We start from the raw sequence: 24,897 nt of genomic DNA, 5'->3' as shown, positions 1-24,897 counted from the left end.
AGGGAGAGAATTGATTTTGCATCCACTGGGGATGACTTTTTTAGTGGTGGGACTTACCTTATTAGGTGCAGTATTGTTGTATATATTGTATTTTAATCTTTCTCCAATGCCTGTTGTACGGATGCTGAGAAAGGGCATGGATGCTAAGCTTACCTATCCGCCAGAATTCGATCGGGATAATGTCGATGTGCAGATTGAAAAGGATCTTGCCTATCCTTCACATTATCGAAATGCCATGTTCGATTTGTATATGCCTGCAAGAGCCAAGCAACCTGTACCCGTCATTCTTTGGGTGCATGGCGGTGCGTTTGTAGCAGGTGATAAGAGCGGTGTGGAAAATTGGGGTGCGATGCTGGCTGCGCGAGGGTATGCTGTCGTTTCAATGAACTATGAATGGGCACCAGAGGCGCGGTACCCAGCTCAATTAATTCAGATTAACGAATGTTTGCAATACATACAGCAGCTGGCGAAATCAAGATCATTTGACATGGACCAACTGTTTCTAGCAGGTGACTCGGCAGGTGCACATATGGTTGCACAATTTGCTGCCTTACAGACAAACGAATCGCTCTCAAATGAACTGCAGATTACTTCCTCCATCCCCAAAGGAGGGATAAAAGGTGTGTTGCTCTTCTGTGGTCCGTATGATATTGAGCTTATGACAAAGCCGAAGAGCCGATTAATGCGACTTTTTTTAGGCCGAATCGGATGGAGCTATCTTGGAAAAAGGAATTGGCAGAAAAGCCCGCTGGCAAAAACATTAAAAGTGACTACTTATGTAACGCCTCATTACCCGCCCTGCTATATAACGGATGGCAATACTGGATCGTTTGAAGGGCATGGTAGAGCGTTAGTGAAGGTGTTACGTGAGAACGGAGTACCTGTGGTTGACCGCTTCTTTTTGCTAGATGATGGGATTGTTAACCATGAATATCAGGTTGACCTATTGCGACCTGAAGGGCTTTTAGCTTTTGAAGACACACTATTATTTTTATCAAAGAGGAGTGAATCGAATGATAGGGACATGGAGTGCCCCATTACAAACCTCGGTAGCCAAAATTAATCTTACTTTTCTAATAGAAAAAAATGAATCATATCATGTAACGGTGAAGACGGAACCACTTCCACTGAACATCGTGATTCAGGATGTCAAAGTGGAAGGAAATAAGCTTCTTGCAACGGGTATTTTTATGGTATTTGAGGAAAAAGAGTTGGAGATGGAACTACTATTTTCAGAAGATACCTTTTCAGGAAATATGAATTTAGGTACGCTTGGCAAACTTCATTTTGAAGGTGTGAAGGGTGAAGACAATTCATTATCTGAAAAACTATTAAAAGAGGTACAAACATATAGACAGTCTAGACAAATACAGGAAAGAACAGAAGCTGAGATTCATGAAGAGATAGATAAGCTGCTAAATAAAATGACACTTACAGAAAAAATTGGCCAGATGAGCCAATGCCAGGCATCTCAGTTTTCATTTGGGGGAGAAGTGGATTCTGATCCTCCTGAACAATTAATTGCTGAAGGGAAAGCTGGTTCTGTTCTAGGAGCTTTTGATATTCATAAAGTATTTGAATTGCAAAAAATAGCGGTTGAAAAGTCACGATTAGGAATTCCACTCTTCTTCAATGCAGATGTGATTCACGGTTATCAGACTATTTTCCCTGTGCCATTGGCATGGTCATCGAGCTGGGATATGGAAGCGGTTAAAAGAGCTTGTGCAATTTCTGCTAAGGAGGCAGCAGCATCGGGAATTACGTATAATCATGGGCCAATGGTCGATGTGACTAGGGATCCAAGATGGGGGAGGGTTGTCGAAGGAGCAGGAGAGGATCCATATTTAGGTTCGTTAATGGCTAGTGCAATGGTTGAAGGATTCCAAGGAGAAAGTTTAGCAAATGAAGAAACATTAATCGCATGCTTGAAACACTTTGTTGCCTATGGTGCAGCAGAAGGTGGCCGAGATTATAACACCGTAGACATCTCAGAGGGAACAATGAGAAATGTATATCTTCCTCCTTTTATTGCAGGATTAAAGGCGAATGCAGCATCTGTTATGAACGCCTTTAATATTTTTCAAGGTATTCCAGTAGCTGGGAATAAATCACTTATGCAAGATCTACTGAGGGATGAGCTTGGCTTCGATGGAATGGTCATTACTGACTATGGTTCGATTGATGAGCTTGTTATTCATGGTATAGCAAAAGACAACAAAGAGGCAGCAAAGCTGGCGGTGGATGCGGCATTAGATATCGAAATGGTGACAACTTCGTATTCGAAGCATTTGCCGTCATTGATTGGGGAAGGCCGTGTGAACGAGGAGCAACTTGATGAAGCTGTTCGAAGGATCCTTTATTATAAGTACAAAATTGGAATTATGGATGATCCTTTCCGCTATATAAGACCAGATTTTGAAGAAAAATACCATTATTGCAATGAACACCTAGAAGAAAGTAGAGAACTTGCTAAGAAATCAATCGTTCTTTTAAAAAATGATGGTGTACTTCCTTTTCAAAAGGATCATGGGAAGGTGGCTATCATTGGTCCTTTTGCGAATAGCAAAGACTTATTGGGACCATGGCAATTCTCAAAATACGGAAATGAGACTATCACGTTGTTGGATGGAATCATTGGGAAGGTACATCATCGCAGTAAACTGCTTCATGCGGAGGGTTGTAAGGTTGATAATGAAATTGTAGGTGGATTTGAGGAAGCAGTTCGATTAGCTCAGCAAGCGGAAGTGATCATTCTTGCATTAGGAGAAAGCAGTGGAATGTCAGGAGAGGCTGCATCAAGAATGAGTTTGGAGCTACCTTCCATTCAAAAACAATTAGCGGAAGAAATCGTGAAGTTGGGCAAGCCTACAATTCTAGTGTTAACAAATGGTCGCCCACTTGTGCTTGATTGGTTTGATAAAAATATGAATGCCATTGTTGAAACATGGTTTCTTGGATCACAAGCGGGCCATGCGATTGCTGATGTTTTATACGGGGATTACAATCCAGCTGGCAAGCTGACGATGAGTTTCCCTTATACAACTGGTCAGGTGCCAGTCTATTATAACCACTATACTACTGGTAGACCACTAACAACGATGAATCAACAGGAAAAGTTTATCTCGAAATATTTAGATGGGCCGAATGAACCATTATACCCATTCGGATATGGATTAAACTATACAACTTTTTCGTATTCTGAAATTGAACTAACTAAAAAGGTAATGTCCCGAAATGAATCTATTTCGGCAAGTGTAACTATTATAAATACTGGTAATTTTGCTGGTGAAGAAGTAGTTCAGCTTTATATACAAGACCTATACGGAAGTGTTGTTCGACCAGTTAAAGAGTTAAAAGGATTTAAGAAGATTTACTTACAATCTGGGGAAAGCATGGAAGTGACTTTTACAATAACAGAAAATGACTTGAAGTACTTTGCTGCTGACAATAGCTACAAGGCTGAGACTGGGGAATTTAAGCTATATATCGGTACAAATTCAAGAGACGTGAAGGAAGTAGGATTTGAATTAATAGACTAAAATCTTTTAGGAGGGATTTTTTATGACTAGAAATGTGAAGGAATTAATTGGTCAAATGACTCTTGAAGAGAAAGCAAGCCTTTGTTCTGGTTTAAATGTATGGCAGCTTAAAGGGATAGAAAGGCTAGGTATCCCATCGATAATGGTAGCTGACGGTCCACATGGACTACGGAAACAAAAGCTTGATGCTGCAGATCACCTAGGATTGTATAACAGTGTTCCAGCAACTTGTTTCCCTTCTGCAGTTGGGTTAGCTAGTACATGGAATCGCTCTCTTATTGAAAAAGTAGGAATGGCATTAGGAGAGGAATGCCAAGCAGAGGATATCGCCATCTTGCTTGGCCCTGGTGCAAATATAAAACGTTCACCACTCTGTGGAAGAAACTTTGAATATTTTTCAGAGGATCCATATCTTTCATCTGAAATGGCAGCAAGTCATATAAAAGGGGTACAAAGCCAGGGGGTGGGTACCTCACTTAAACATTTTGCCGTAAATAACCAGGAACATCGACGTATGACTGTAGATGCAATCGTTGATGAACGAACATTACGGGAAATCTACCTAGCTAGCTTCGAACAGGCGGTGAAGGAATCTCAGCCATGGACCGTGATGTGTTCGTATAACAAGGTTAATGGTGAATTTGCTTCAGAGAATAAAGCCTTATTAACGGATATTTTAAGAGATGAATGGGGATTTGAAGGCTTTGTTGTGTCTGATTGGGGAGCGGTTAATGAACGAGAAGCAGGGTTAGAAGCAGGATTAGACTTGGAAATGCCTTCAAGTAACGGAAGCGGTGACCAGAAAATTGTAGCTGCGGTCCGTAATGGAGATTTACAATTGGAGACTCTAGATCTTGCAGTTGAGAGAATATTAAATATCATCTTCAAAGCAGTTGATAATAAAAAAGTGAATGCTAGTTATGATCAAGATGACCATCATCAATTAGCACGTGAGGTTGCTCGAGAAAGCATGGTTTTGTTAAAGAATGAAGAGCGTATTCTTCCATTGAAAAAGAAAGGTTCAATCGGAGTAATCGGTGAATTTGCGAAAGAATCTAGATTCCAAGGTGGGGGAAGCTCACATATTAATCCATCCAAGCTCGATAATATTTATGATGAAATTGTAAAAACAGCTTCTAACGCTAGCGTACAATATGCGCAAGGCTATGTTCTTGAAAATGATTCAGTTGATGTCAATTTAGTAGAGGAAGCGAAAAAGATAGCGATGGAATCAGATGTAGCGATTCTTTTTATCGGCTTACCTGAACGATATGAATCAGAGGGGTATGACAGGGTGCACTTACGAATTCCTGAAAATCAACGGATTTTGATTGAAGCAATTGCAGAGGTTCAACCGCGGATCGTTGTTGTATTAAGTAATGGTTCTCCAATTGAAATGCCGTGGGTAGATAAGGTGAAAGGAATACTTGAAGCATACCTGGGAGGTCAAGCCCAAGGAGGAGCAATTGCCGATTTATTATTTGGAACTGAAAGTCCAAGCGGAAAAATTGCTGAAACATTTCCGAAGCAGTTGCGTCACAATCCTTCTTATCTTAACTTTCCTGGTGAAGGTGACAAAGTAGAATACAAGGAAGGTCTATTTGTTGGATACCGTTACTATGATATGAAGGGGATTGAACCGCTATTCCCATTTGGCTTTGGCTTAAGTTATACAAACTTTGAATATTTGAATCTTGTGATTGGTAAAGAAGAAATGAACGATAATGAAACAGTTAATGTCTCAGTAACTGTTAAAAATACAGGGGATGTAGCTGGCAAAGAAATTATCCAACTCTATGTAAGCGATGTTGAGAGTTCAGTCATTCGACCTGAAAAGGAATTAAAAAGCTTTGAAAAGGTTGATCTGCAGCCAGGTGAGGAAAAGGAAATTACCTTTACATTAGATAAAAGGGCATTTGCTTACTACAATGTCGACTTGAAGGATTGGCATGTTGAGAGTGGTTTGTTTGAGATTATGGTAGGGAAATCTTCAGCAGAAATTGAACTAAGTGGGCAATTACAGGTGTATTCAACTGTCGCAATTAGAAGACCAGTCCATCGAAACACAACAATAGGTGAGCTCATGTCTGATCCTCTATTTCAACCGATTGTTGCACAGGCACTAGCAAAGGCAAAAGAGGGTAGTCCACTTGGAAATATGTCAGAAAGCATGGGTAACTCAGAAATGTTTAAAGCGATGGTGAAATTTATGCCATTACGTGGGATAAGCAATTTCTTCCCAGAAAAGTTTACTGAAGAGACTTTAGATACGCTTATAAAAATGTTAAACAGTACAATTCCTGAAGCTAAATAACCGATATACACGAATCAAATGTAAAAAATGGGGTGTTTTGACATGCAAAAGGCAATTTCTCTTACACATAATGGAGTGGAGCTTCGTGGTATGGAACATTTTCCTGATGGTGAAAAGCTGCCAGCGGTTATTCTTTACCATGGATTTACAGGGACAAAGCTTGAATCCCATCGTCTCTTTCTAAATATTTCACGTGCACTAGAAGATAAGGGCATTGCTAGTTTTCGTTTTGACTTTCTTGGTAGCGGGGAGAGTGATGGTGATTTCAAAAATACGACGGTTACTAGCCAACTAGCGGAGGCGGAAACGATATTTAATTATGTGAAATCACATCCGTTAATCGATGCGGATCAGATCTTAGTTTTAGGCTTCAGTATGGGAGGACTGGTTGCAAGTCTTTTAGCTGGAAAGATAAATAGTCAAATTGCAAAATTGATTCTATTAGCTCCGGCTGGAACAATGGGTAAAATGTCAGAAACAATCAAAGGCATGATACCATTTGTAGCTGAAGAAAATGCATTTGACATCGGTGGAAATCTGATTGGTGCAAAATTCTATGAGGATGTAAAAGCCATTGAAGTGTGGGAGCAAGCAGCCAAATATGATGGGAAAGTACTTCTAATTCACGGAACGAAAGACCAAGCAGTTCCTTTTACAGTATCAAATCTGTACATTGAACACTGCTATGGAGAAAACGCAACACTTCATCCAATTGAAGGAAGTGACCACACATTTAATTCTCATCAACATAAAAAAGATGTAATTGAATCAATCATAAAATTTGTTTGATCCATGGTCACTAGCCAAAAGTAAGGAGGGAAATGACCGATGAGGCATTTGTTAAAGATGTTGCCACTTCCGCAGAGTGTGAGTTACGAGGATGGATATTTTTCAATGAATAAACAGTTCTCTTTTCAAGCGGAGGATGATATCAGTGGTCAAATTGTTCAGTATGCAAGGCAATTATTAGAAAGTGAAGCAGTTGCAACAGATGAGAAAGCTGATATTGTATTTATGAAAAAAGCGGATTTGCCAAAAGAGGCGTATGGGCTTGAAATTAGCACGCACACTATTACTGTATATTACACAGAGCTTCACGGTCTCTTCTATGCTTTCGTTACTCTCAAACAAATGATAAAACAATACAAAGAAAAAATTCCATGTATGAGAATCAATGATTTCCCTGAAATTGAAGTTCGAGGGGTTATGCTAGATATTAGTCGAAATAAAGTGCCGACACTTGACAGCTTATATCAATTGATTGATATGCTATCAGATTTGAAAATCAATCATTTCCAATTATATATCGAAGGATTTTCTTTTGCTTATCCATCCTTTGAAGAATTATGGAAGGATGAAACTCCAATAACAGGAGAAGAACTAAGATTGTTAGATGCATATTGTCAGGAGCGATTTATCGATTTTGTTCCAAATCAAAACTGTTTAGGACATATGGCACCGTGGCTAGAAACAAAACAATTTGCTCATTTAAGAGAGGTAGAAAATGGTCTACAATTTATGGGACGGCCAGTAGCGGCAACTACCTTAAACCCATTAGATGATAGAAGTATCGAACTAGTAAGTCAAATGACACAAGATTTATTACCGAATTTTACGTCAAGCAATTATAATGTAAACCTTGATGAACCATTTGAATTAGGAACTGGGAAAAGCAAGCATATTGCTGATGAGATTGGTGTTGGGCAAGTTTACGTGAATTATGTAAAAGAAATTCATAAACTAGTTACGGAAAATGACAAGAAAATGCTAATGTGGGCAGATGTTGTTTCAAAGCATCCGGAAATTATTGATCAAATCCCTAACGATATTACATTGTTAGAGTGGGGGTATGAGGAGTCACATCCATATTCAGAACGTGGTGAACGATTAAAGCAATCAGGACTTGATTTCTATTTCTGTCCTGGCACAAGTAGCTGGGGAAGCATTACAGGCCGAACTGAAAATATGATAAACAATATCACAAATGCAGTTCAGAGCGGAAAAAAGTACGGTGCTAAGGGCATACTAGTAACCGATTGGGGTGACGGTGGCCACTGGCAATGTTCGTCAATTAGCCACGCTGGATTCAGCTATGGTGCTGCATTAACTTGGAATGCTGATAGCAAAGAAAACATTGATCTTGAAGCATATTTAAATCTATTCATCTACGAGGATGAGCATCAAGTAATGGGGGATTTCAGCTTAAAACTCGGAAACTATTATTTACTAGAGGGCTTTAAGCTAATGAATATGACATTAACGAATTTAACCCTTATTCTAGGCCCTATGCCAAAAGAAAGATATACAATGATCTTAAATAATTTAGCTGAATATTTAGCACCATTTATGGATCTTGATGCGAAAAAACTTCTTCAACAACGGATCTCAAATCGCAACGATTATCAATATGATAAAATCATAAGCTATGTAAATGAACTAAAGAGTAGACTTGAAACTAACGGCATGAAGAGGCTGGATGCTAAGCTTGTGAAAGAGGAATTTGAGAATGCGATTCGATTGGTTGAGGTAGGGGCAAACCTGACACAATTAATTTATTTGGAAGAAGAAATGAATCCATTAGAAAAACAGGAATTGGCTACAAAAATGACAGAGGACCTTTCTATCATAATCGATGAACATCAACGATTATGGATACTGCGAAATAAACAAGGTGGATTGGAAAAGAGTGTTGCACCATTACAAAAATTACAAGAGCAGCTGTTCACTTACTTAAAAGCCGTGTAGAAGACGTAGAACAGGAGATGACGAAAGCATCTCCTGTTTTCCATCCTATTATTTAATTAATGTGTACTTTCCAATCAGAGGCAGTGGTGCTGACTTGCCACTTGCCGCATTCACAATTCCCAAGATGATTAATACTAATACTAAAAGATTTCCAATTGGCAAGATTATGAACCAACCGATTAATGGTATAATATTACCAACGATATTAACACCTAATGCTAGAAGAAACAAAGTCAAACCTTGGTTGGCATGATACATCGCAAATTTTGATTCTCTGGCAGCTAAAAGGGGAATGAAAAACAGTAAATACGCTATGATACCCATTGCTTTATTATCTTCAATATCCTTCAAATTGTTATCCATAAAGATTCACCACCTAAGTAAAAATATGAGTCCTATACTATTGATATGATACGAAATACTGTTTAGACACATTTATTTGTGAATAAACTTTTCCCCACAGGTGAAATATTGACAGATACGAGTTTGAATGTAATGTTACGTATATGAATACTTATATATGGAAGCAAAAAGTAAAATGATAGAGGTGGCTATTAATGGACAAAAATAATAAAATTCGAGAAGAACTTCTTGATTCAGTAAAGGAATTATCAGATGAACAATTAAATAAGAAGGTAGAAGACGGTAGTTGGACGATTATGCAAGTGTTAGAGCATTTATTCTTAATGGAGCGCACTGTGGCATATACAATCTCAGAACAACTCAAAAATAATGAGTGTAAACCAACAAGCGAAAAGCCCATTCATTTAACAGTCTATCGTTCCACAAAAGTAACTGCCCCATCATTTGTTACACCATCTGGAGAATATACAGCACTAGAGGAAATGAAAACAAAACTTGCGGAATCTAGAAAATTAATGCAACAAGTTGTTGACATTGCAGACGAAGTCTTATTATCACAAAAGTCTTATCCCCATCCAGTATTTGGTTCTCTTAGCTTAAAACAATGGATCCCCTTTGTAGGCTTGCACGAAAAGCGTCATATTGAACAAATTGAGGAAATAAAGGGAAAATTATCATAGGAATAAATGTTAAAAACGTTTCCTACATTATGGAGGAGACGTTTTTCCTTTTATTGACTAGTAAAGTTATTAGAATTGGAATATGCTAAAAGGGTTGGAGAAAGTATTAAGAATATTTGGGAGCTGTTCAAGGTTTTGAAGTCATTTGATAAATCAAAGTTGTTATTCATGCTAAAAATAATCATTCCACTCGTCATCCTTTTTATCATTATTTTTGAAGGGAAGACATTAATAAAAGATATAAATATTCAGGAATTGAAAGGATATATTCAAACAATTGGTTTTACAAAATTTTTAGTTGTTTTGTTAATTGGAATTGTATGTGTTCTTCCAATGTGCTTTTATGATATTTCATTTGTACAAATGTTAAAAATAAAAGTTCCATTAAAAAGGCTTATCATATTTGCTTGGTCTTCTAATGTATTTACCAATTTTATTGGTTTAGGAGGAATTGCAGGAGCGGCATTACGAACCTTTTATTATAAAAAGTACGTAACAGATATGGGTGGGTTAGTTAAGTCAATCGCGAAGCTCACATTATATAATTTAAGTGGTTTATCCATTCTATCTTGGTTCGTAGTTTTTGGTGCTTTCGAAACCTCATTATTAAAGACCTATCCATGGATTATATATATTAATATTGGTTTTGGCTTATACTTACCAGCAATTGCCTTGTTTATCTATTTCAGAAATCGAACAGGAAAAACTTACATGACATTAAAGGTACAAGGAGAGCTGCTCCTTGTATCCATTATCGAATGGTGTTTTTTAATAGTAACAATATGGGGAATTGCACATATAATCGATGTGCCGATCGGTTTGCTAGAATTAGCCCCTGTTTTTATTATCGCAGCATGTGCAGGGAATTTAAGTATGATACCAGGAGGCCTAGGATCATTCGATTTAATCTTTCTAATGGGATTTTCTTCATCACATATTCCAACTGAGCAGCTAGTATTAGTTCTTGCATTATATCGATTTAGCTATTATGTATTTCCATGGTTAATTGGTGCTGTATTGTTTTTAAGAGAATTATGGGTAAGTGGCTGGCGAAGGAAGGTTCCTTCTAAAATCGGGTAATGAAAAACGACTTGAACACTGTTCTAGTCGTTTTTTATCGTATCAACTTCAATATTTTCATTTTCTGCGAACTTATCGAGCATTGAAATTGTGTCTACTAAATGATTATTAAAAATGGTCTTTGCAACTGAAAGGAGTTCTACTATCATTGGGTCACGAAGTGTATAAATGACGCGGTTCCCATCCTTCGTTCCAGAAACAATATTTTTATTTCGTAAAATAGTAAGTTGTTGTGAAACGGAAGATCCTTCACTACCAATTAGGCTTTGAAGCTCATTTACATTTTTATCCCCTTCTGATAATAATTCCAGAATTCTAATTCTTAATGGATGTGCTAGAGCTTTAAAAAAGTCAGCTTTAAATTGCTGCATGTCTAAGTTCATTTGGACTCCTCACCCTCTGTAGCTATTATGTCGTCTGAACAACCTTCTTTTCTGTGATTTTATCATGAACCTCTGAGAAGTAAGAACATTCTCTAAATGCAAGGTGTCTGCATCCGATACATTTATTTTTATTTATATGTGTGAATGCATAATTGATCGCATCACCAGTATGATTGAAAAAGTGTTCCTCTCCAATTACATCATATAAACCCGTTTTTTGTAAGACCCTTTTAGGCTGCGATTTTATTCCCGATATTAAAACAACTCCATGCTTCGAAAAGTCCTTAATGATGCTTGAAAAATGGGATTCACCAGTTATATCCATAAATGGGACTCCACCTAGTCGTAAAAGTAAGACCCTTGGCTTATAGTTAATCGTACTCATTATTGTTTGTTCAAATGTTTGAGCTGCTCCGAAGAATAGTGGACCTTCGATATTATAAATACTAATTTGTGGACAATCATGGGTATCTGTCACAATAATACTTTCAACTTTTTCGTGTTTATTTTTTGGATTCGGTAAAGCTTTTTCTGTTACCATTATATCACTCATATTTTTAATGAAGAATATAACTGATAAAACAAGTCCAACTTCAACAGCAACAGTAAGATTTACAAAAACTGTTAACAAGAAGGTTGCAATTAAAACAAGTGAATCTGCGGTTTTTGTTTGTAAGACATGATAAAAGACTCTTTGCTCACTCATGTTCCAAGCAACCACCATCAGGATAGGCGCCATGCTCGCTAATGGAATTTTTGAAGCAAATGGTGCAAATAGGACAAGAACCAATAAAACAACAATCCCATGAATTACACCTGATAGAGGGGAGGTAGCGCCATTTTTAATATTTGTTGCAGTTCTTGCGATCGCACCTGTAGCTGGTATCCCACCAAATAATGGCGTCACCATATTGGCCACACCCTGACCAATTAATTCTCGATTACTATTGTGTTTACTATTTGTCATTCCATCTGCTACAACAGCTGATAATAATGATTCAATTGCGCCTAGAACGGCAATTACAAAGGCGGGTTGAAGCAATTCGATCACTCGATCATAGGTGATACTAGGAATTTGAAAGTTTGGTAGTTTACTAGGAATTTCCCCAAACATTGAGCCGATAGTTGCTACTTGATTCGGATAAAGATACGTTGCGATTAAGGTTGATAATACAAGTGCAATAAGGGGACCGGGCACTTTTGGAAAAATCTTCGGTGTATAGATAACAGTCAATAAACAAATAGTAGCGGTTATGATACTAAAAATACTAATGCTTCCTATGTTTACGATGATTTCTTTCACGTTAAAATAGAATAATTCATGTTTTTTTACATTTGAAAGCCCTAGGAAATTTGGGATTTGCCCGACGAAGATAATTACAGCTATTCCAGTGGTAAAGCCAATCGTAACAGGGCGTGGAATAAATTTTATTAGAGACCCCAGTTTGAAGACTCCCATAAAAAAGAGAATCACACCTGCCATAAATCCGGCGATTAATAGATTTTCAAATCCATAGGTCATTACTACCCCGAATAATATTGGAATAAATGCTCCTGTTGGTCCACCAATTTGAAATTTAGATCCACCAAATAATGAGATTAAAATCCCCGCAATTATTGTTGTGTAGATTCCATATTCAGGTTTGACTCCTGATGCAATTGCAAATGCCATTCCAAGTGGAATAGCAATTACTCCGACTACAACACCAGATATAAGATCTTTTTGAAAAGCTTGAAGATTATAACCCTTGTATCTGCCTGTAAAAAACAGCTTATGATGCATTTTTCAACCTTCCCTTATTTTATATTAGTATATCTGATTATTTGAATATACATATATATGAATCTACTCTTGATTTACAAAATTGTCAAAGAAATTTTGTAGAATAAGAAAAAATAAGACTCTGATTGAAAGGTCAATTGTAAGTTTAGAAAAAATAAAAAAAGTGATCAAAAACTATTGCAATATATAAAAAAACTGTGTATACTATTTTAAGTAATCAGTTGAAAATGATTTCGACAAAGTTCAACAATGGTGAACAAAGCTAATAATATAACAAATAAAAATGCGGGTGTAGTTTAATGGTAAAACCTCAGCCACGAGCGTTACTTCCATGAAACAACTGCGAGTTGTCCCGACGCAATCACTTCCAAGAATAAGCTAGAAGAGGAAGGGACATGAAAAGGCCCAGGTTGGGTGAACAAAGCTTAATAACATAAGGAATAAAAAATGCGGGTGTAGTTTAATGGTAAAACCTCAGCCTTCCAAGCTGATGTCGTGAGTTCGATTCTCATCACCCGCTCCATACATATTGTTTACAACGCAGTGTTTCGTTTCTTAGTAAAACGGGGTATTGCGTTTTTTATTAATTTAAAATATCGTAATCAAACGTACCTCCATGAATTTGGATAAACATATTCCCAAGTGATTGAACAAGTTTTGAGCATTCCTCAAGATCTAAAGATGGCTTAAGATATACAATTTGCAGTGCATTCTTTGTGTCCGTTGTTACCGCGGTTCGTTCTGAATCTACGTAAGGACTACCAAATGCCCCTTTTTCATCACTTGATAAGATTTTATCTTTCATTGAAATTACTCGTCCATTAATGCCAACATACTCATCTTCAGCTTGTCCTACCCGAATCTCAACGTTTCCTCTTGTTGCATCAACGTCATAAATTCCAATCGGAACTTCATATTGCATGGAAAAGAAATTATTTAGATCAGCAGCAGAATGAATCGTATTCATATAATTTTGCTTTTTAATTCGACGATATAGTGCCTCATTAGATGGTCGATAACGGTTAGGATCGGTACCAACCTGTTTGAATATGGATCTCCACTCGGCAATTCCTTTAACATCTGTTACTAACTTTTCTTCTAAGTCAAAAAATAAAGATTCTTGAAATGTTTGCAGCCTTCCACGTAGCATTTGTGGAGACTCACCAACTTCAATGTTATGATAATGAAGAATTCCTATTTTTAGATTTGGAATTTTTTCTTTTAACAATGGTGAAAGTGTAATTTCCATCATTTTACCCCTCCAAAATATAGTAAGATTAGTGTACCATATTATGTTGGAGATTGAATAATGATAGACTTTGTAAGGGAAATAGAAGAGAGGTTTTACCACTTGGATTTTTTACAACTCAAACAAGAAATAATTGAATACAGTAAAACGATAGGGATTGATAAAATTGGATTTGCAAGTGCTTCAGTTTTTGATGAATTAAAATCTCGATTGATCAGACAGCAAGAGCTTGGGTATCAATCTGGCTTTGAAGAGCCTGTCATCGAAAAGCGAACAAATCCTGAATTACTTTTACCGCAAGCAAAATCAATCATCGCGATTGCCTTAGCCTATCCTTCAAAATTAAAAGATGCGCCAAGGAGCTCGAAAGAAGAGCGGCGTGGTATCTTTTGTCGTGCGTCATGGGGAGAGGATTATCATCATATTTTACGAGACCGACTCCAAAAACTAGAAGCATTTATCGCCGAAAAAGTTCCTGAAGCAAAAATGAAATCAATGGTTGATACAGGAGAGCTCTCTGATCGCGCGGTTGCTGAAAGAGCAGGTATCGGCTGGAGTGGAAAAAACTGTGCAATCATTACACCAGAGTTCGGGTCTTATGTGTATTTAGGTGAAATGATTACAAATATTCCGTTTGAGCCTGACACACCAATTGAAGATCAATGCGGTTCCTGTACCGCTTGTCTAGATGCTTGTCCTACAGGAGCGTTAGTGCAAGGTGGACAAATTGATGCACAAAAATGTGTAGGTTTCCTTACCCAAACGAAGGGGTTTTTGCCAGAGGAATACCGTACGAAAATAGGGAATCGAATCTACGGTTGTGACTCATGCCAAACAGCATGCCCGAAAAATAAAAGAATTGATTTTCACTTTCATGAAGAAATGGAACCTGATCCAGAGGTTGTCAAACCGTTGCTCAAACCGATCTTATCCATTAGTAATCGCGAATTTAAAGAAACCTTTGGACCATTAGCTGGTTCTTGGCGAGGCAAGAAGCCGATACAGCGAAATGCTATCATTGCATTAGGTCATTTTAAAGACAAAACTGCTATACCTGAATTAACGATGGTGTTAAAAGAAGACCCAAGGCCAGTCCTTCGTGGGACTGCAGCTTGGGCACTTGGAAGAATTGGCGATCAACAAGCAATTTCAATTCTAGAAGAAGCAGTTGAACGAGAAAAAGATGAAGAGGTTCTAGAAGAAATCGTTAAAGGACTCACGATGTTACAGCCCTAATGTGAAAAGAGGTGCAGATTACCTGCACCTCTTTTCCGTCAGTGATTTTACCAACTATTCCCTTTTTTGATAGTGATTCCAGCACTTTCATCACAATGATTATAAGTAATTAAAAAATTCAATAACACATATCCTGTAGTAACACACCTATGAAAGTGGTGATCTTACTTAATGAGGGAAATGATTGAACAATTAATCGAAGCGAGAACTCAATTATTTGTTGGAAATAAGAGGAACAATATAGAAAGCTTAAAAGATAATGATCAACAATTAATTCAACGAAAGAAAGAGTTATTTCAAAAGCGCTCCGCTGAAATTGTAAAGTGCCATGCAAAAGGGCAAATTATCAATAAGGTAGAAAAAGACGACAAGACTCGTATTGATTATAAAGTTCATTATCAATTTTTAATCCGTCAAAATAAGAACCTCTACATGGAAGAACAGTGCGAAGTGAGAAGAGCAATCTTTTCATTGAATAAACTACAAGCTGATGATGCTAGTGAACCGATTTCTGAATCTAACCATGAAGCGATGGAACGCGGGTTTTTCGAAGAATCTCCTAGAAGCTTTACATACAATCGTTTGGAAGCGGTACGTTATGCAGAAACCTGGTGGAATAGTTATAATCCAAAATATAAAAAGTTTAATGATAATTGCACGAATTATATTTCTCAATGTTTGCATGCAGGTGATGCACCGATGCACGGTTATCCTAATCGTAGCAAGGGTTGGTGGATGATGAATAATAATTGGAGCTATAGCTGGACAGTCGCAAATGCACTACGCTGGTATTTAAGTGGCTCACAAATTGGATTGCGAGCGAAGGAGGTCTCAACACCACAGGAGCTTTTACTTGGGGATATCATTTGCTATGATTTTGAAGGGGATGGGCGTTATAACCATAATACGATTGTTGTAGCTAAAGATTTTCAGGGCTATCCACTAGTAAATGCTCAGTCACAAAATAGCCGGATGAGATACTGGTCCTATGAGGATTCCACTGCCTACACACCGAACATCAAGTATAAGTTTTTTCATATCATTAATAATTGAATCGAATTTTTTGATATAATACTCATTGAGGTGAAGAAAGTGGGAATTCATGTAGTACTATACCAACCAGAGATACCTGCAAATACAGGTAATATTGCACGTACTTGTGCTGCGACAGATACAACACTACATTTGATTAGACCTTTAGGCTTTTCAACTGATGATAAAATGTTAAAGCGAGCGGGCTTAGATTATTGGGAATATGTAAATATTCATTATTATGATTCACTTGATGAACTATTTGAAAAATACAAGGATGGAGAGTTTTACCTGATTACGAAGTTTGGTCAGAAGACCTATTCATCATTCGACTATAGTGACCAAGATAAAGATGTTTTCTTCATTTTTGGAAAGGAAACAACAGGACTTCCAAAGGAATTTATCGCAGAAAATATGGAACGCTGCTTGAGAATTCCAATGACGGAAAATGTCCGCTCCTTAAATTTATCCAATACAGCTGCCATTTTAATTTATGAAGCATTGCGTCAACAAAACTTTCGTCAGCTAATAAAATGACCTCCACCATTAGGTAGAGGTCATTTTATTATTTCTTTACGCCTGGTTTGTCTTCGTAGCCAGAAGTTAAAATAGCTGACATAAATGCAAGAATAACACCTAGGATAAGAATGAATTTCATATACTGTTCCTCCTTATGTATAACCAATAAAATTAATATCCCCAAAATATACACTATATATCAATAGTATAACCCATCTTCCCTTCACTGTGAATGAAAACTGTGGACAATTTTTTACTTTTTTGAACACATCATTAAATTAGTGGACATGTTGAATTTTGTAAGAACAAGGCATGTTAAAGGACTACCTCGCATACATTTAAATAACATGGTTATCATCATCACGTTTAGGAGGGCCCTATGGATATCTTAAAAAAAATTGGTAAGTATCGTGAAGAAGAGCAGCGTTTGAAGTGGGAAGGAACCTTCGCTGAGTATTTGGAGATATTGAAAGAACAACCATGGGTTGCTCAGTCAGCTCATTCAAGAGTTTATAATATGATTAAAGATGCTGGCATTGAAGAAGTGAATGGGAAACGAAAGTATAAATTTTTTGACCACCAATTATTTGGACTTGAAGAGCCACTAGAACGACTTGTTGAAGAATACTTTCATCCCGCCGCTAAAAGACTTGATGTGAGAAAGAGAATATTATTATTAATGGGGCCAGTAAGTGGTGGAAAATCTACCCTTGTATCATTGTTAAAAAGAGGTCTAGAAACATATAGCCATTCAGATCGCGGCGCAGTTTATGCTATTAAAGGCTGCCCTATGCATGAAGATCCGCTTCACTTAATTCCACATCACTTGCGCGAGGATTTCTATCATGAATATGGCATTAGAATTGAAGGGAATCTATCCCCTTTAAACATGATGCGTCTTGAGAAGGACTATGGGGACCGCATTGAGGATGTCATGGTTGAAAGGATTTTCTTATCAGAGGATAAGCGTGTTGGGATTGGTACATTCAGTCCATCTGACCCGAAGTCGCAGGATATTGCTGATTTAACTGGAAGCATCGATTTTTCAACCATAGCTGAGTTTGGATCAGAATCAGATCCACGTGCATATCGATTTGATGGGGAGCTGAACAAAGCAAATCGAGGAATGATGGAATTTCAGGAAATGCTAAAATGTGATGAAAAATTCCTTTGGCATTTACTCTCCTTAACGCAAGAAGGGAACTTCAAAGCAGGTCGATTTGCGCTAATTTCAGCTGATGAGCTTATTGTAGCGCATACAAACGAAACAGAATATCGTTCATTTATTTCTAATAAAAAAAATGAAGCTCTTCATTCACGTATTATTGTAATGCCGATGCCATATAATTTGCGGGCATCAGAAGAAGAGCGAATCTATGAAAAAATGATAAACGAAAGTGATGTAAAAGATGTCCACATTGCCCCCCATACTTTCAAAGTAGCAGCGATGTTTACCATTCTTACACGTCTGAAAGCACCGAAGAAGGGTGATATTGATCTCGTTAAGAAAATGAGATTATATGATGGAGAAAGTGTGGAAGGCTTTAACACAGTAGACGTTGAGGAGTTAAAAAGGGAGTATCAGGATGAAGGAATGAGTGGGATTGATCCACGTTATGTGATTAACCGAATCTCTTCAACAATCATTCGAAAAGAGAACCCTTCAATTAATGCGTTAGATGTATTGCGTTCATTGAAGGATGGCTTGGATCATCATTCTTCTATTTCAAATGAAGACAGGGAGCGCTACTTGAACTTTATTTCAATTGCCCGTAAAGAATATGATGAAATCGCGAAAAAAGAAGTGCAAAAAGCGTTCGTCTATTCCTATGAGGAATCCGCAAAAACATTGATGGACAATTACCTTGATAATGTTGAAGCGTATTGTAATAAAAATAAACTACGTGACCCTTTAACAAGAGAAGAAATGAATCCAGATGAAAAGCTAATGCGTTCAATCGAAGAACAAATTGGAATATCTGAAAATGCTAAAAAAGCATTCCGAGAAGAAATATTAATCAGAATTTCTGCCTATGCACGAAAAGGTAAGCGATTTGATTATAAATCACATGATCGATTACGTGAGGCGATACAGAAGAAGCTATTCGCTGATTTGAAGGATGTTGTGAAAATTACCACATCCACCAAAACACCTGATGAACAGCAGTTGAAAAAGGTAAATGAAGTAGTTGCAAGATTAATTGATGAACATGGATACAATTCAACCTCTGCAAATGAATTGTTGCGCTATGTAGGAAGCTTGTTAAATCGATAATCATTAATAGAGGAGCTGGCTAGTTTGCCAACTCCTTTTTTCTATCTGCATCTTTATTTTAATATAAATTTTTCTGTGTACTATGAAAATCGAACTTGTCTAAAAATAAAGATTACAAGCCTAACAATCAAAATTTTTTGTCAATAATACGATATTCTTGCATAGTATAGAGTAATCTACATTAAAATGATTTTGTATAAAATGTAGAGAATTTTTTACAAACATTATTCATAATATTTTTCAGTCGAGATATTGTATGAATGTTGTCAGGGAAACGTGCTTAAATGGGTTGTACTTTTTTCAAAAAATGAAAGGAGGGGGAAGACGTGTCTAAAAACGACGCGAAAAACTTTGTCATTTCACAAGAAGATTGGTCCCTCCATCGAAAAGGCCACGATGACCAAACAAGGCATCAAGAAAAAGTACAGGATGCGATTAAAAACAATTTACCCGACTTAATAACGGAAGAAAGTATCATCATGTCAAACGGGAAGGATGTTGTAAAAATCCCAATTCGTTCATTAGATGAGTACAAAATCCGTTATAATTATGATAAAAACAAACATGTTGGCCAAGGTGATGGAGAAAGCCAAATTGGAGATGTTGTTGCACGAGATGGCTCTGGTACACCCCAAAAAGGTCAAGGGAAAGGCCAAGGTGCAGGAGACCAAGCTGGTGAAGATTACTATGAAGCAGAAGTATCGTTGATGGAGCTTGAGGATGCATTATTTAAAGAACTTGAACTACCGAATTTGCAGCGGAAAGAACAAGAACAAATCATCGTTGAAAATATTGAGTTTAATGATATTCGTCGAACGGGATTGATGGGGAATATTGATAAAAAACGAACAATGCTATCAGCTTATAAGCGAAATGCGATGACCGGAAAACCAAGCTTTCATCCGATTTATAAAGAGGATTTGAAATTTAAAACGTGGAATGAGGTTGTCAAACCAGACTCAAAAGCGGTCGTATTAGCGATGATGGATACGAGTGGTTCGATGGGAATCTGGGAAAAGTACATGGCTCGGAGCTTCTTCTTTTGGATGACTCGATTCCTTCGAACAAAATATGAAACAGTTGAAATTGAATTTATTGCCCATCATACGGAGGCAAAAGTAGTCACTGAAGAAGACTTTTTCTCAAAAGGTGAGAGTGGCGGGACGATCTGTTCATCCGTATATCGGAAAGCATTAGAAATCATTGATGATAAATATCCAACAACTAGGTTTAATATTTATCCTTTTCATTTCTCAGATGGTGACAATTTAACATCGGATAATGCAAGATGTGTAAAGCTAGTGACAGAAATTATGAAGGTTTCGAATATGTTCTGTTATGGAGAAGTGAATCAGTATAATAGGCATTCTACACTTATGTCAGCCTACAAAAATATTAACGATGAGAAATTCAGGTACTTTATTTTGAAACAAAAGGTTGATGTATTCCATGCGATGAAGAGCTTTTTCAGGAAAGAACAAGAAGATAAGATATATGCTTGATTATGCCAGCCTATTCGGTTGGCTTTTTAAATTGAATTTTCACTTTGATATTGTAGTTCATTTAAGTTGGTTCATTTTTCCATATAGTTTAGTATTAAACATTTTTAATTAAAGTAGTTTAAAACTAAACAGTTTAATGTTAAAATATTATTTGCATTATTAATATAGTACTTTGGAGGGATTACGATGGGAAGAGTTCAAGATAAGGTTGCTTTGGTGACAGGTGGTGCTTCTGGTATTGGCTTATCATCAGCTATCATACTTGCTAAAGAAGGGGCAAAAGTAGTTATTGCTGATTTCAATGTAGAAGGAGCAAAGGAAGCAGCAGAAAAAATTAATGCAGAGGGTGGAACTGCTTCAGGAATTTTCCTTGATGCTGGTCAAGAGCAATCAATTAAAGATGCGATTGATTATACGGTTAATACGTATGGCACAATCAATGTTCTTTACAACAATGTTGGTTTGACTAATTTACAAAAAGATTTAGATGTTGTCAATATTGATCTTGATGAATGGGACAGGCTTATGAATGTGAATACGAAAAGTGTATTGATAGGTAGCAGATATGCAATCCCTCATATGATCAAAGCCGGTGGTGGATCAATTATCAATACAGCTTCAATGGCAGCGTTTGCTGGAGATGCGATTCGTTCTGCATATGGTGCTTCTAAGGCAGCTGTTGTTAATTTGACAAGGTACATTGCTGCTCAGTATGGAAAGGATCATATCCGCTGTAATGGAGTTGCGCCAGGATTAATTTTAACTCCTGCTGCAGAAAGAAATATGCCGCCAGCGGTATTAGATATTTTCAAAAAGTTCAATGCACTTCCTTATAACGGAGAACCAGAAGATATCGGATATACAGTATTATTCCTAGCATCTGATGAGTCTAAATACATCACAGGTCAAACAATCCAAGTTGAAGGTGGACATTATTTAAGTAATCCAAGTATTGCGGATTTTAATGCATACATGGAAAGTGTAAAAAACAACTAGAATTAAAGTAAATCATAAGGGGAATTTAAAAAATGGGAAGTAAGAGAAAAATTCATTTTGCATGGTGGATATTATTAGGATTATGTATAACGGTTGGGCTTGGCAAATCTGGTATTAATAACGGAGCTGGGTTATTCTTGCCATCGGTATCAGAAGATTTAGGAATTGGTATGGGGAATCTAACATTGTATTTAAGTATTTCTGCGGTAGTTACAATGATATTTTTACCAATTGGTGGAAAGCTGATGGCCAAGTATGATACAAGGTATCTTTTATCGATTGCAATCATTTTGCAAGCTGGGTCGTTTGCGGTATTTGGGTTAATGAATTCTGTATGGGGCTGGTATATTTTCTCCATTCCATTAGCAGTTGGAGGAGTATTCATAACTGTATTAGCTGGACCTGTTTTAGTGAATACATGGTTTAAGAAAAAGAGTGGACTTGCACTAGGTATTATGACCGCAGCGGGTGGATTAATAGGAGCAGTTACACAACCAGCAATTGGTAAACTTATTACAAATCTAGGCTGGAGACAATCCTATATTATCGTCGGTGTTGCTGTTATTATCATTATTGTTCCAACTATTATTTTCTTATTGAGAAAATCTCCACAGGATAAAGGGCTATTACCTTATGGAATGGAAGAAACCAATGCGAATGGTAATAAAGACGGTGGAAACTCTGAAAATGCAGGGATTGCATTCGCTAATGCGAGAAAGTCAATCGCATTTATTTTGTTAACTGTTTTCTTCTTTATTATTACATCTGCGGCGAGTTTTTCTGTCCATATACCAACTTATATAACTAGTAAAGGCTATAGTGTAGGATTTGCAGGAAATATTATGGCTGCACTTATGCTTGGTGTATTAGTTGGTTCATTAGCATTCGGATATTTAACTGATAAGATTGGTGCAAAAAATACAACCATTTTAGCTATGAGTTTTGGTATCGTTTCAATGATTTTATTATTATTTTTCGCAAGTAGTACGATTTTAATTACGATAGGTGTAGCATTGTTCGGGTTTGTAACTTCTTCAATCGGAACATTGGCACCTGCGCTTACATCAGCTTTATTTGGAAATAAGGATTATAGTCAAATCTATTCAACTGTATCACTAGGTTTAGCAGTTGCTGCCATTTTTGCCCTTCCAGCATATGGGTATATCTTTGACTTTACAGGATCATATACAGCTGGTTTATATGCAATTATTGTTATGTTAATTATTAATATCATCTGTGTGGTAGTATCTTTCCGTGATAAGGAGAAGATGGTTAAAAAAGGTTTATGGCAATAAAATAAACGTCAAAAAAAGTCAGCCTAATGGCTGGCTTTTTTTAAACATCAAATCTTACAGTGTATTCTCGTAGTTGTGTGTTGTAAAATCCTTCGGAATATTCAACTAGGTTTCCATCGATGTCATATGAATAGCGCATGCGTTTCAATAAGAAAGTAGGTTCTATTTCTAACTGTTGACATATTTCGAATGATGGTTGTTGAACTGAAAAGTCATCCTGAAAATGAGCAAATTCAATACCATTTCGGGATAATAATTGATAAAGTGAACCACTATAAAAGTCGGCTGTTGATTGAATCGGAAGGATAGCAGAAAGATAGTGTGTATAATGAATATATGGTTCTCCATCTAAATAGTAGATTCGTGAGATTTTATAACAACGTTCTCCATAATGATTAAAAAGGAAAGAATCCTTCGACAATACACATTCTTCAACCGAGATAAACTCCTTATGAATTCGAGAACCCTCTTTGATCAAAATTTCAGTAAAATTTTGTCCTTTCGATAATTTTGATATAGGGTTATTATTGATTACTTTCGTACCTTTGCCACTTTTTTTTTCAACATATCCATCCTCAGCAAGTTGTCTAACAGCATTTCGAATGGTAATCTTACTTACGTTAAATTCTTCCTCTAATTGAATTTCAGTAGGTATATAGGATTCTAATGGGTAGGTGCCATCAATAATTCGGTCTTTTAAAATTTCGTTAATTTGTAAATAAATCGAGCCTTTTTTCTTCGACAATTGAAATTGATTCATGCGATTCTCCCTTTCTTCTCAAGAAAAATAATATCGGGTATCTATCTCTCTACATCTTGATTTTGCTGATTTAAAAATGATAACACATCTTGTAGAGAGGAAATAGGGGAGTCCCCGTATGTTGAATGAGCAAGGATTCCTGAAGCTACAGCAAAGTTAATGGTATCCTGCGCTGATAGTCCATTAAGCTCTCCGTGCAAGATACCACTTGCAAAACCATCGCCACCACCGATACGATCTAAAATCTGAAGTGGTTGTGAAACAGAAAAAATAACCTCATTATTTTTAACGAGAAATCCTTTTAATAATTGCTTATCTGTTGAAATAATCGTTCGAATGGTTCCAGCTATAGTAGGAATTTTATATAACTTTGAAACAATTGGGAGAAGAGATTCAATTTGTCGTTCTAACTCTGTTTCGGTTGTTGGTATTTCCAATAAGTGGAGTGCATCCTTTTCATTCATAAAACAGATATCACATAGCTCAAGCATTTTCTTATACACCGGACGAGCCTCTTCATATCCCTCCCAAAGAGAGGGGCGATAATTACAATCAAATGAAATCTTGATTCCCCGTTCCTTTGCTTTTCGAGCAATTTCAAGGGTTAAGTCTCTTGTCCTCTTCGAAACGGCCAAGCTGATTCCACAAAAATGAACCAAAGAAGCATCTTCAAATATTGATTCTAATTGATAGTCTTTGAGAGAAGATTGACAGAAAGAGCTTTCAACTCTATTTGTATAAGTGACCTTAGAGGGCCTAGGACCAAATCCACGCTCAAGAATATACATTCCAATATAATTTCCCCCGTAGACGACAGAAGGTATTCCGATACCAAGTGATCGTATAAATGCTGCCGCAGCATTACCGATACGATTCGCTGGAAGTTTCGTTATAAGCGACGTATGATGTCCATAGTGGCTTAATGCACTTAATACATTTACCCCAGTGCCTGAAAAGGAGAAATCAAGTGTATGTGTTTGCTCCAATTTTTTGAAATTAGGAGCCTCAAGACGCATCATAACTTCTCCGAACGCATAAACTTTTTTTCTCATATTCTATCATTTTGGGCTGATCAAATAATCTAAAAGTGCGTGTTCAAAAAGGAGGATAAAAAGGACCGAGAAGTTCGAGGCGGCGTAGCTTTGA

The 24,897-nt window shown here is 37.0% G+C and carries 20 protein-coding genes and 1 tRNA gene; 15 read left to right on the top strand and 6 right to left on the bottom strand.

Features of this window, described 5'->3' with window-relative positions; all coding sequences use genetic code 11:
- Window positions 1-10: 10 nt before the first annotated feature.
- The 5 genes from MJG50_RS03380 to MJG50_RS03360 are packed head-to-tail and all read left to right on the top strand — an operon-like array spanning window position 11 to window position 8,598.
- On the top strand, window positions 11-1,063 hold the full coding sequence (locus MJG50_RS03380; RefSeq protein WP_240252713.1) for an alpha/beta hydrolase: 1,053 nt from the start codon (window positions 11-13) through the stop codon (window positions 1,061-1,063).
- Window positions 1,014-3,539 carry a glycoside hydrolase family 3 N-terminal domain-containing protein gene (locus tag MJG50_RS03375; RefSeq protein ID WP_240252712.1) on the top strand — a complete coding sequence of 842 codons (2,526 nt, stop codon included), beginning with the start codon at window positions 1,014-1,016 and terminating at the stop codon, window positions 3,537-3,539. The genes MJG50_RS03380 and MJG50_RS03375 overlap by 50 nt, the downstream gene beginning before the upstream one ends.
- 22 nt (window positions 3,540-3,561) lie before the next feature.
- A complete protein-coding gene (locus MJG50_RS03370) occupies window positions 3,562-5,853 on the top strand; it encodes a glycoside hydrolase family 3 C-terminal domain-containing protein (protein WP_240252710.1) in 2,292 nt (763 codons plus the stop codon).
- A gap of 42 nt (window positions 5,854-5,895) precedes the next feature.
- Window positions 5,896-6,642, top strand: a complete 747-nt coding sequence (locus MJG50_RS03365) for an alpha/beta hydrolase family protein (protein ID WP_240252709.1) — start codon at window positions 5,896-5,898, stop codon at window positions 6,640-6,642.
- A 39-nt stretch (window positions 6,643-6,681) separates the two neighbouring features.
- Window positions 6,682-8,598, top strand: a complete 1,917-nt coding sequence (locus MJG50_RS03360) for a glycoside hydrolase family 20 zincin-like fold domain-containing protein (protein WP_240252708.1) — start codon at window positions 6,682-6,684, stop codon at window positions 8,596-8,598.
- Window positions 8,599-8,646: 48 nt separating this feature from the next.
- On the opposite strand, the gene MJG50_RS03355 is transcribed toward MJG50_RS03360, so the two are convergent.
- Window positions 8,647-8,961, bottom strand: coding sequence for a magnetosome magnetite crystal formation protein family (locus MJG50_RS03355; protein ID WP_240252706.1), 315 nt, complete (start codon window positions 8,959-8,961; stop codon window positions 8,647-8,649).
- Window positions 8,962-9,155: 194 nt separating this feature from the next.
- On the opposite strand from MJG50_RS03355, the gene MJG50_RS03350 reads away from it, so the two are divergent.
- Window positions 9,156-9,641 carry a DinB family protein gene (locus MJG50_RS03350; protein WP_240252705.1) on the top strand — a complete coding sequence of 162 codons (486 nt, stop codon included), beginning with the start codon at window positions 9,156-9,158 and terminating at the stop codon, window positions 9,639-9,641.
- A 168-nt stretch (window positions 9,642-9,809) separates the two neighbouring features.
- Window positions 9,810-10,721, top strand: coding sequence for a lysylphosphatidylglycerol synthase domain-containing protein (locus tag MJG50_RS03345; RefSeq protein WP_240253027.1), 912 nt, complete (start codon window positions 9,810-9,812; stop codon window positions 10,719-10,721).
- A gap of 23 nt (window positions 10,722-10,744) precedes the next feature.
- On the opposite strand, the gene MJG50_RS03340 is transcribed toward MJG50_RS03345, so the two are convergent.
- Together MJG50_RS03340 and MJG50_RS03335 are read right to left on the bottom strand one after the other, a co-directional pair.
- Window positions 10,745-11,104 (bottom strand): ArsR/SmtB family transcription factor, encoded by a 360-nt coding sequence (locus MJG50_RS03340; protein ID WP_240252704.1) that lies wholly within the window; start codon window positions 11,102-11,104, stop codon window positions 10,745-10,747.
- Window positions 11,105-11,129: 25 nt separating this feature from the next.
- A complete protein-coding gene (locus MJG50_RS03335) occupies window positions 11,130-12,887 on the bottom strand; it encodes a SulP family inorganic anion transporter (RefSeq protein WP_240252699.1) in 1,758 nt (585 codons plus the stop codon).
- A gap of 449 nt (window positions 12,888-13,336) precedes the next feature.
- Here MJG50_RS03335 and MJG50_RS03330 point away from each other — a divergent pair.
- Window positions 13,337-13,410, top strand: a tRNA-Gly gene (locus MJG50_RS03330).
- Between the two features lie 60 nt (window positions 13,411-13,470).
- Here MJG50_RS03330 and MJG50_RS03325 read toward each other — a convergent pair.
- Window positions 13,471-14,136, bottom strand: a complete 666-nt coding sequence (locus MJG50_RS03325; protein ID WP_240252697.1) for a B3/B4 domain-containing protein — start codon at window positions 14,134-14,136, stop codon at window positions 13,471-13,473.
- Window positions 14,137-14,238: 102 nt separating this feature from the next.
- On the opposite strand from MJG50_RS03325, the gene queG reads away from it, so the two are divergent.
- From queG to MJG50_RS03290, 7 genes are all read left to right on the top strand, one after another.
- The gene (queG, locus tag MJG50_RS03320) at window positions 14,239-15,372 is read left to right on the top strand and encodes a tRNA epoxyqueuosine(34) reductase QueG (protein ID WP_240253022.1); all 1,134 of its coding nucleotides are present in this window, start codon (window positions 14,239-14,241) and stop codon (window positions 15,370-15,372) included.
- 171 nt (window positions 15,373-15,543) lie between these two features.
- Window positions 15,544-16,425 (top strand): amidase domain-containing protein, encoded by an 882-nt coding sequence (locus MJG50_RS03315; RefSeq protein WP_240252695.1) that lies wholly within the window; start codon window positions 15,544-15,546, stop codon window positions 16,423-16,425.
- Between the two features lie 39 nt (window positions 16,426-16,464).
- Window positions 16,465-16,941 carry a tRNA (uridine(34)/cytosine(34)/5-carboxymethylaminomethyluridine(34)-2'-O)-methyltransferase TrmL gene (gene trmL / locus MJG50_RS03310; RefSeq protein WP_431307255.1) on the top strand — a complete coding sequence of 159 codons (477 nt, stop codon included), beginning with the start codon at window positions 16,465-16,467 and terminating at the stop codon, window positions 16,939-16,941.
- A gap of 361 nt (window positions 16,942-17,302) precedes the next feature.
- Entirely contained in the window at window positions 17,303-19,198 is a 1,896-nt protein-coding gene (locus tag MJG50_RS03305) for a PrkA family serine protein kinase (protein ID WP_240252691.1), read from the top strand.
- 326 nt (window positions 19,199-19,524) lie between these two features.
- Window positions 19,525-20,700, top strand: a complete 1,176-nt coding sequence (gene yhbH / locus MJG50_RS03300; RefSeq protein WP_240252689.1) for a sporulation protein YhbH — start codon at window positions 19,525-19,527, stop codon at window positions 20,698-20,700.
- Between the two features lie 186 nt (window positions 20,701-20,886).
- The gene (locus MJG50_RS03295; RefSeq protein WP_240252687.1) at window positions 20,887-21,696 is read left to right on the top strand and encodes an SDR family NAD(P)-dependent oxidoreductase; all 810 of its coding nucleotides are present in this window, start codon (window positions 20,887-20,889) and stop codon (window positions 21,694-21,696) included.
- A 32-nt stretch (window positions 21,697-21,728) separates the two neighbouring features.
- Window positions 21,729-22,991, top strand: a complete 1,263-nt coding sequence (locus MJG50_RS03290; RefSeq protein ID WP_240252685.1) for an MFS transporter — start codon at window positions 21,729-21,731, stop codon at window positions 22,989-22,991.
- Window positions 22,992-23,031: 40 nt separating this feature from the next.
- Here MJG50_RS03290 and MJG50_RS03285 read toward each other — a convergent pair whose 3' ends face one another.
- Both MJG50_RS03285 and MJG50_RS03280 read right to left on the bottom strand, forming a co-directional pair.
- On the bottom strand, window positions 23,032-23,751 hold the full coding sequence (locus tag MJG50_RS03285) for a GntR family transcriptional regulator (RefSeq protein ID WP_240252683.1): 720 nt from the start codon (window positions 23,749-23,751) through the stop codon (window positions 23,032-23,034).
- Window positions 23,752-23,792: 41 nt separating this feature from the next.
- Window positions 23,793-24,803, bottom strand: a complete 1,011-nt coding sequence (locus tag MJG50_RS03280) for a sugar kinase (RefSeq protein ID WP_240252681.1) — start codon at window positions 24,801-24,803, stop codon at window positions 23,793-23,795.
- Between the last annotated feature and the right edge of the window lie 94 nt (window positions 24,804-24,897).

The sequence above is a fragment of the Fredinandcohnia quinoae genome (assembly GCF_022427965.1).
GTDB lineage: Bacteria > Bacillota > Bacilli > Bacillales > Bacillaceae_L > Ferdinandcohnia > Ferdinandcohnia quinoae.
This window is presented reverse-complemented; position numbering and strand designations above follow the sequence as displayed.

Bases quoted from the DNA above. Each gene is read 5' to 3' on its own strand.
- MJG50_RS03280 (WP_240252681.1), bottom strand. From the start codon at position 24,803: ATGAGAAAAAAAGTTTATGCGTTCGGAGAAGTTATGATGCGTCTTGAG.
- MJG50_RS03325 (WP_240252697.1), bottom strand. From the start codon at position 14,136: ATGGAAATTACACTTTCACCATTGTTAAAAGAAAAAATTCCAAATCTA.
- MJG50_RS03335 (WP_240252699.1), bottom strand. From the start codon at position 12,887: ATGCATCATAAGCTGTTTTTTACAGGCAGATACAAGGGTTATAATCTT.
- MJG50_RS03355 (WP_240252706.1), bottom strand. From the start codon at position 8,961: ATGGATAACAATTTGAAGGATATTGAAGATAATAAAGCAATGGGTATC.
- MJG50_RS03360 (WP_240252708.1), top strand. From the start codon at position 6,682: ATGAGGCATTTGTTAAAGATGTTGCCACTTCCGCAGAGTGTGAGTTAC.
- MJG50_RS03290 (WP_240252685.1), top strand. From the start codon at position 21,729: ATGGGAAGTAAGAGAAAAATTCATTTTGCATGGTGGATATTATTAGGA.
- MJG50_RS03305 (WP_240252691.1), top strand. From the start codon at position 17,303: ATGGATATCTTAAAAAAAATTGGTAAGTATCGTGAAGAAGAGCAGCGT.
- MJG50_RS03285 (WP_240252683.1), bottom strand. From the start codon at position 23,751: ATGAATCAATTTCAATTGTCGAAGAAAAAAGGCTCGATTTATTTACAA.
- MJG50_RS03340 (WP_240252704.1), bottom strand. From the start codon at position 11,104: ATGAACTTAGACATGCAGCAATTTAAAGCTGACTTTTTTAAAGCTCTA.
- MJG50_RS03345 (WP_240253027.1), top strand. From the start codon at position 9,810: ATGCTAAAAATAATCATTCCACTCGTCATCCTTTTTATCATTATTTTT.
- MJG50_RS03375 (WP_240252712.1), top strand. From the start codon at position 1,014: ATGATAGGGACATGGAGTGCCCCATTACAAACCTCGGTAGCCAAAATT.
- MJG50_RS03350 (WP_240252705.1), top strand. From the start codon at position 9,156: ATGGACAAAAATAATAAAATTCGAGAAGAACTTCTTGATTCAGTAAAG.
- MJG50_RS03365 (WP_240252709.1), top strand. From the start codon at position 5,896: ATGCAAAAGGCAATTTCTCTTACACATAATGGAGTGGAGCTTCGTGGT.
- MJG50_RS03295 (WP_240252687.1), top strand. From the start codon at position 20,887: ATGGGAAGAGTTCAAGATAAGGTTGCTTTGGTGACAGGTGGTGCTTCT.
- MJG50_RS03370 (WP_240252710.1), top strand. From the start codon at position 3,562: ATGACTAGAAATGTGAAGGAATTAATTGGTCAAATGACTCTTGAAGAG.
- MJG50_RS03315 (WP_240252695.1), top strand. From the start codon at position 15,544: ATGAGGGAAATGATTGAACAATTAATCGAAGCGAGAACTCAATTATTT.